This is a genomic window from Kitasatospora sp. NPDC058492 (assembly GCF_042720685.1).
Lineage (GTDB): Bacteria > Actinomycetota > Actinomycetes > Streptomycetales > Streptomycetaceae > Kitasatospora.
Genome location: NZ_JBHXMU010000125.1, coordinates 1 through 6,144, shown reverse-complemented (window position 1 = coordinate 6,144; position 6,144 = coordinate 1). Strand labels below are relative to the sequence as shown.

General features: G+C 73.0%; 7 protein-coding genes. 3 read left to right on the top strand and 4 right to left on the bottom strand.

Annotation, left to right across the window (positions count from 1 at the left end):
- Positions 1–123: 123 nt before the first annotated feature.
- Positions 124–699 carry a TerD family protein gene (locus ACFWPI_RS39095; protein WP_063348242.1) on the bottom strand — a complete coding sequence of 192 codons (576 nt, stop codon included), beginning with the start codon at positions 697–699 and terminating at the stop codon, positions 124–126.
- A gap of 124 nt (positions 700–823) precedes the next feature.
- Positions 824–1,321 (bottom strand): hypothetical protein, encoded by a 498-nt coding sequence (locus ACFWPI_RS39090; RefSeq protein ID WP_380380883.1) that lies wholly within the window; start codon positions 1,319–1,321, stop codon positions 824–826.
- A 92-nt stretch (positions 1,322–1,413) separates the two neighbouring features.
- Between ACFWPI_RS39090 and arfB the strand changes: the two genes are divergently transcribed.
- A complete protein-coding gene (gene arfB, locus ACFWPI_RS39085) occupies positions 1,414–1,848 on the top strand; it encodes an alternative ribosome rescue aminoacyl-tRNA hydrolase ArfB (RefSeq protein WP_063348241.1) in 435 nt (144 codons plus the stop codon).
- Between the two features lie 10 nt (positions 1,849–1,858).
- On the opposite strand, the gene ACFWPI_RS39080 is transcribed toward arfB, so the two are convergent.
- The gene (locus tag ACFWPI_RS39080; protein WP_380341611.1) at positions 1,859–2,395 is read right to left on the bottom strand and encodes a flavin reductase family protein; all 537 of its coding nucleotides are present in this window, start codon (positions 2,393–2,395) and stop codon (positions 1,859–1,861) included.
- Positions 2,396–2,759: 364 nt separating this feature from the next.
- Here ACFWPI_RS39080 and ACFWPI_RS39075 point away from each other — a divergent pair, with 364 nt between their 5' ends.
- On the top strand, positions 2,760–4,550 hold the full coding sequence (locus ACFWPI_RS39075; protein WP_063348239.1) for a diguanylate cyclase: 1,791 nt from the start codon (positions 2,760–2,762) through the stop codon (positions 4,548–4,550).
- 90 nt (positions 4,551–4,640) lie between these two features.
- Positions 4,641–5,681, top strand: a complete 1,041-nt coding sequence (locus ACFWPI_RS39070) for a hypothetical protein (protein ID WP_380380886.1) — start codon at positions 4,641–4,643, stop codon at positions 5,679–5,681.
- An 82-nt stretch (positions 5,682–5,763) separates the two neighbouring features.
- On the opposite strand, the gene ACFWPI_RS39065 is transcribed toward ACFWPI_RS39070, so the two are convergent.
- Positions 5,764–6,144: amidohydrolase family protein (locus ACFWPI_RS39065; RefSeq protein WP_380380888.1), on the bottom strand; the 381-nt coding region annotated here is incomplete at its 5' end.

The window sequence follows — 6,144 nt, the reverse complement described above, 5'->3', positions numbered from 1 at the left end:
GCCGGGCGCGCCCCGGCGGTGGCCCCGTGATCCCCGCCCGGGGCGGGGCAGCCGGGGCCCCCCGAGCCCCCCCGCCGCTTTCGTTCCGGCGGTGCGCCGGGCCGGGAGGGGCCCGGCGGGGTGTCAGAGCTGGACGCCGAAGTCCTGGGCGATGCCCGCCAGGCCGGAGGCGTAGCCCTGGCCGACGGCGCGGAACTTCCACTCGCCGCCGTTGCGGTAGAGCTCGCCGAAGATCATGGCGGTCTCGGTGGCGGCGTCCTCGGAGAGGTCGTAGCGGGCGATCTCGGCGCCGCCGGCGGCGTTCACCACGCGGATGTACGCGTTGCGGACCTGGCCGAAGCTCTGGCCGCGGGCGACCCCGTCGTAGATGGTGACGGGGAAGGTGATCTTGACGGCCTCGGCCGGCAGGCCGGCCAGGTTGACGTTGAGCGACTCGTCGTCGCCGGCGCCCTCGCCGGTGCGGTTGTCACCGGTGTGCACGACGGTGTTGTCCGGGCTGCTGGTGTTGTTGAAGAAGACGAAGTGCCCGTTGGAGAGCACCTTGCCGTCCGCGTTCAGGACGATCGCGCTGGCGTCGAGGTCGAATTCGGTGCCGGTCGTGGTCCGGACGTCCCAGCCCAGGCCGACACTGACCGCGGACAGGCCCGGGGCCTCCTTGGTCAGCGAGACGTTGCCACCCTTGGAGAGGCTCACTGGCATGGCGATTGAAGTCCTTTCGTTCGCTTTTTCCGGGACAACGCCATACTCCGGTGGGTTGGTTCCGCGAAGTCCGTGAATTCTTCGTGGACGCCAATCCTCTGGCAAAGGTCTGACAATGCCCTGGTCAGATCCGGGGGAACCGGCCCTGCAGCGACCAGATGTTCGGATTGTCGGCCAGCTCGGGGTGCATATCGAAGAGGTCGGCGAGGGTGTCCTGGAGGAAGTCCCGGGCCTCGCGCCGCAGCTCGCCGTGGCGGACCACGGCGGGCGGCTCGTCCGGCAGCCAGGTCGCGGTGATCTCGACCCAGTTGAAGCGGCGGGCGAACCGCAGCAGCTCGGTGTTCTGGGTGAAGTCGAGGTCGGCGGTCTGCACCCGGGCGGCCCGGCCGCCGTCCGGGTCGCGGTCCAGTTCCTCGACGATGTCGCACAGTGCCCAGGCGAAGTCGAGCACCGGCACCCACCCCCAGCCGGTGGACAGCTCGGCGCCCTCGGCGTCCAGGTAGACGTCGCCGCAGAACAGGTCGTACCGCAGGGACCGCACCGGGGCGGATCGGTAGTCCGTCTGCGGGGGGTCGGGGAAGCGGTTGGAGAGGGAGTAGCCGAGCTCGATCACGTACGCCATTGTCCGGGCTGCGGGCGGTGGTGCGGAACCGGGCCGCCGGCCGTCGCGGATAACCGGGTGACCGGGCGGTGCGGGCGCGGGATGATGGACGCATGCCCGAGCCCATCCGCGTACGGGGATCGGTGGTCGTCCCCGACGCCGAGCTCGTCTGGCGCTTCTCGCGTTCCTCCGGCCCCGGTGGCCAGCACGTCAACACCTCCGACAGCAAGGTCGAGCTGCGCTACGACCTGGCGGCGTCCAAGGCGCTGCCCGAGGTGTGGCGCGAGCGCGCGCTGGAGCGGCTGGCCGGGCGGCTGGTGGACGGCCGGGTGCTGGTGATCCAGGCCTCGGAGTTCCGCTCGCAGTGGCGCAACCGGGAGGCGGCCGCGGCCCGGCTGTCGGCGGTGCTGACCGAGGCGTGCGCGCCGCCGCCGAAGTCCCGCCGGGCGACCAGGCCGAGCCGGGGGATGGTCGAGCGCCGGCTGTCCAACAAGCGGCGCCGCTCCGAGCTGAAGCAGGGGCGGCAGTCGCCGCGGGGCGGCGAGTAGCCGGGGCGGCTCAGCCGAGGGCGCGGTAGCCGCCGCGGAAGTAGAGCAGCGGCCGGCCGGCCGGGCTGGGCACCGCGGCCTCCAGGACGCGGCCGAGCAGCAGGGTGTGGTCGCCCGCCGGTATCCGCTGCTCGGTGCGGCACTCGACGGTGGCGAGCGCGCCGTCGATCAGCGGGGCGCCGGAGCGCGGGCCGCGGTGGTGCGGGGTGTCCGCGAACAGCAGCCGGTCGCTGAGCCGGCCCTTCATGGCGAAGCGGGAGCCGAGCGCCTTCTGCCCCTCGGTGAGCAGCGAGACCGCCCAGGTGTCGGTGCGGGAGAGCACCTCGTCCATCCGGGAGTCCTCGCGGACCGAGATCAGGACCAGCGGCGGCTCCAGCGACACGGACAGGAAGGACGTGGCGGTCATGCCGACGTCCTCGCCGTCCTCCGGGTCGTGGACGGTCACCAGGCTCACGCCGGAGGCGAGCTGGGAGAGTGCCGCCCGGAACTCGTCGGGCGTGGCGTGGGAGGCAGCTTCGGGCTGCGGGGACGAGTACACGTACCGCACGGTAGTCGGCGGCCGCCGGAATCGGCATCGGGCCGAGGTCGTAGGACCAGCGGCGCACGGGGCGGGGTTGCGGCCGGGTCCGGGACTCACCCTCAGGAGTGAAGCAAGGGGCCTGCCGGGCGGCAGCGGGCTTCAGCGCGAGGCCAATGCGGTCGACCAAAGGAAATATTCCGATAGCGCTTTATGTCCCGCTATGGGGCGGATGAGCTGATTAAGGGTGCATTAGTGTCGTGTGATTTAAGTCACAAGTGATGGCCTATTGCTGACCGAGCGTGCCGAACGCTGTGCTCCCTGTGATTCAGTTCTTCTGGCAATCGGACGATAACCAATCAAGAACTATCCGAAGCAGCCGGGGAGCCCCCGCATGGAAGCCGAGTCGGAGCCGTACGTCCGTCTCGCGACCCTCCGCACCTTGCACCGGGTCGTGGCGGACCTCAACGCTGCCCGCAGCCTGGCGGGCACGCTGCAGGCCGTCGTCGAGGGTGCGGTGCACGGGCTCGGCTTCGACGCCGCCGCGGTCAGCCTGGTCCGCCCGGACGGGGACCTCGTGGTCGCGGCCGTCTGGGAGCTGGAGGAGAGCACCATGGGCGGCCCCTCCGTCCTGCTCGGCCAGGTCGGCTCCCGGGAGTCCTGGGACCGGCTGCTCGGCGTCAGCGACCACTGGGGCACCCTGCGCTTCCTGCCGTACGACCGCGGCTGGGCCGTCGCCAGCGACATCCCGCGCTGGATCGGGGACGGCCCGCTGCCCGTCTACGCCAACGACTGGCACCCCGCCGACGGGCTGCTCGCCCCGATGTACAGCGCCGGCGGCGACCTGCTCGGCGTCCTCTCGGTGGACCGCCCGCGCAGCGGCAAGCGGCCCGGGGCGTGGACCCGCGAGGCGCTGGAGATGTTCTCGCTGCAGGCCTCCATCGCGATCGGCAACGCCCGGCTGCGGGCCGAGATGCAGCGCGCGCTGGCCCGCCTGGAGAAGGAGCAGCAGGCCCTGCGGGCCAGCGAGGAGAGCTTCCGCCAGGCCTTCGAGTACGCGCCCAGCGGGATGGCCATCACCGAACTGCACGGCGCCGGGCGCGGCCAGCTGACCAGGGTCAACGACGCGCTCTGTCGTCTGCTCGGCCGCCCCCGCGCGGTGCTGCGCCAGCAGAGCTTCGCCGACCTCGTGCACCCGGAGGACCGGGCGCTGCTGGAGCGCACCAGCGCCGAGAGCGGCCGGGCGGAACTGCGGCTGTCCCGGCGGGACGGCGGCTACCAGTGGGTGTGCCTGCGCAACTCGATCGTGGCGGACGCGGCCGAGGGCCCGAGCTTCCTGCTCACCCACGTCGAGGACATCGAGGACCGCAAGCGCCACGAGTTCCAGCTCGCCCACCGGGCCAGCCACGACGCGCTCACCGGCCTGCCGAACGGCGCCGAACTGAAGGCCCGGCTGGGCCGCCGGCTCTGCGCCGAGCCGCAGACCGTCGGGGCCCCCGCCGGGCCGGGCGAGCCGGCCTACCCGGCGCCGTACGGCTACCCGGCCGACTCCTACAGCGCGCACGCCGCGTACGACCGGCTGGAGGGCGCGGACCCGTACGGCGGGCCGGTGCACGGCTACGGGACGCCCGAGGGCGGCCCGCCGTACGGCCTCGCCCCGGGCTACGGGGAGCACGTGCACGCGGTGGTCCCGGCCGACCAGGGCCCGGGCGGCGAGGCGTGGTCCGCACCGTTCCGCTCCGGCGTCGCGGCGTCGCTGGACAAGGGGCTCGCGGTGCTCTTCTGCGACCTGGACGGCTTCAAGTCGATCAACGACCGGTTCGGCCACAACGCGGGCGACGCGGTGCTGGTCGAGGTCGCCCGGCGGCTGAGCCAGGCCGTCCGGGACGGCGACACGGTGGCCCGGCTCGGCGGCGACGAGTTCGTCGTGCTGGCCGACGGGATCGGCCGCGAGGAGGCCAAGGACCTGGCCCACCGGCTGCGGGGCGCCATCATCCCGCCGATGCGGATCGACGGCCGGGCGATGCGGGTGGGGGTGAGCCTCGGCGTCGGCTGGGCGGGCTGCGGGATGAGCATCGAGGAGGTGCTGCACACCGCGGACGAGCGGATGTACGACGAGAAGCGGGCCCGGGGCGGCGCGGTGCGCGGCGCGCGGGGCGAGCGCTCGCACCGACGGGCGGGCTGAGCCCGCCGGTCCTGGTTACCCACGGGTTGTCAAGGGCTCTTTTCCGGCTGTCACAAAGGACAGGTAGGGTTCCCGGGTACGACAGCGTCCATGATCTGCGCCGGCGGCCCGCATCCCGGCGGCGCGAACCGGATGGGGGAGTTGACCACCGTGACGACCGCCGGCAACAACGGAGCGCCCGAGGGCGGTGCCCCGCAGGACGACGACCCGTTCGGCTACCTCTACCGCCCGGCGGAGGGTGCCTCCGGGCAGCCGGCCGAGCCACAGCAGGGCGTGCCCCGGACGTCGTACAGCCGTCCGATGGAGGTCGGCCGGGCCCAGTACGGGCAGCAGCCCTACCAGCCGCGGCCGCAGCAGCCCCCGTACGGCCAGCAGGCGGGGCCGCAGCAGGGCTACCCCGGCGGCCAGCAGCCGTACCCGCCGCAGCAACAGCAGCCCGAGCACGGCACCGCGCCCACCCAGCAGACCCGTTACGCCGAGCACTCCCGGCCGCAGCCGGGAGAGGACCGGTCGAGCAGCGGCCGGAGCAAGGGCGCGGTGATCGGCGCGGTCGCGGTGGTCGCGGCCATAGCGATCGGCGCCGGGATCGCGCTCTCCAAGGGCGACCCGGAGGGCGACAAGACCGCCAAGGGCGGCGCCCAGACCACCGCCGCGGCTCCCCCCAGCACCCCGGCGACCGGCAGTTCGTCCCCGACCGCCTCGGCCTCGGCGAGCACCACCGCCCCGGCCGGCCCGTTGACCGTGGACTCGGGCCAGCTCCAGGCCCAGAACGCGCCGTCCGGCAACGGCGTCAAGGGCACCAAGTCCGCCGACGGCAGCTACCTGACGCTCCAGCCGGGCGGCTCGGTGACCTGGAACGGCGAGGTCGCCGCGGCCGGCACCTACAAGCTGAACGTGCACTACAACAACACCGGCGGGGACCTGAAGGGCGCCGCCTCGGTGAACGGCAAGGACTGGCCGAGCGGGCTGCTCTTCAAGAACTACGTGCCCGGCAAGGACCCGGCGTCCTCCTGGTTCAACACCTGGATACTCCCGCAGCTCCAGGCCGGGACGAACAGCATCACCTTCACCGTGCCCTCCGGGTCGATCCTGATCGACCAGATCACCCTCGAACCGAATGCGACCGGCTGACCGGTTGAGCGGCTGAGCCGGAACGCGAGACGGCCGCCCGTCCCCGTGGGGGAAGGGCGGCCGTCGGCGTTCCGGCGCTCCGTCAGGCGGGCTTGACCACGTCGAAGCGCTCGCCGCCGAGGACCCAGCGGCCGCGGCGCATGACGGCGACCAGGTCGTAGCCCTCGGAGTCGAGCACGACCAGGTCGGCCTGCTTGCCCGTCTCCAGCGAGCCGATCGAGTCGGCGAGGCCCAGCAGGCGGGCCGGGGTGGCGGACAGCGACTCGACGGTCTGGTTCAGCGTCAGGCCGTTGACGGTGAGCGAGCGCTTGAAGGCGACGTCCAGGGTGAGCGTGGAGCCGGCGATGGCGCCGCCCTCGACCAGCCGGGCGACGCCGTCCTTGACCTCGACCTGGAGCGGGCCGAGCGGGTAGAGGCCGTCGCCCATGCCGGCCGCGCCCATGGCGTCGGTGATCAGGGCGAC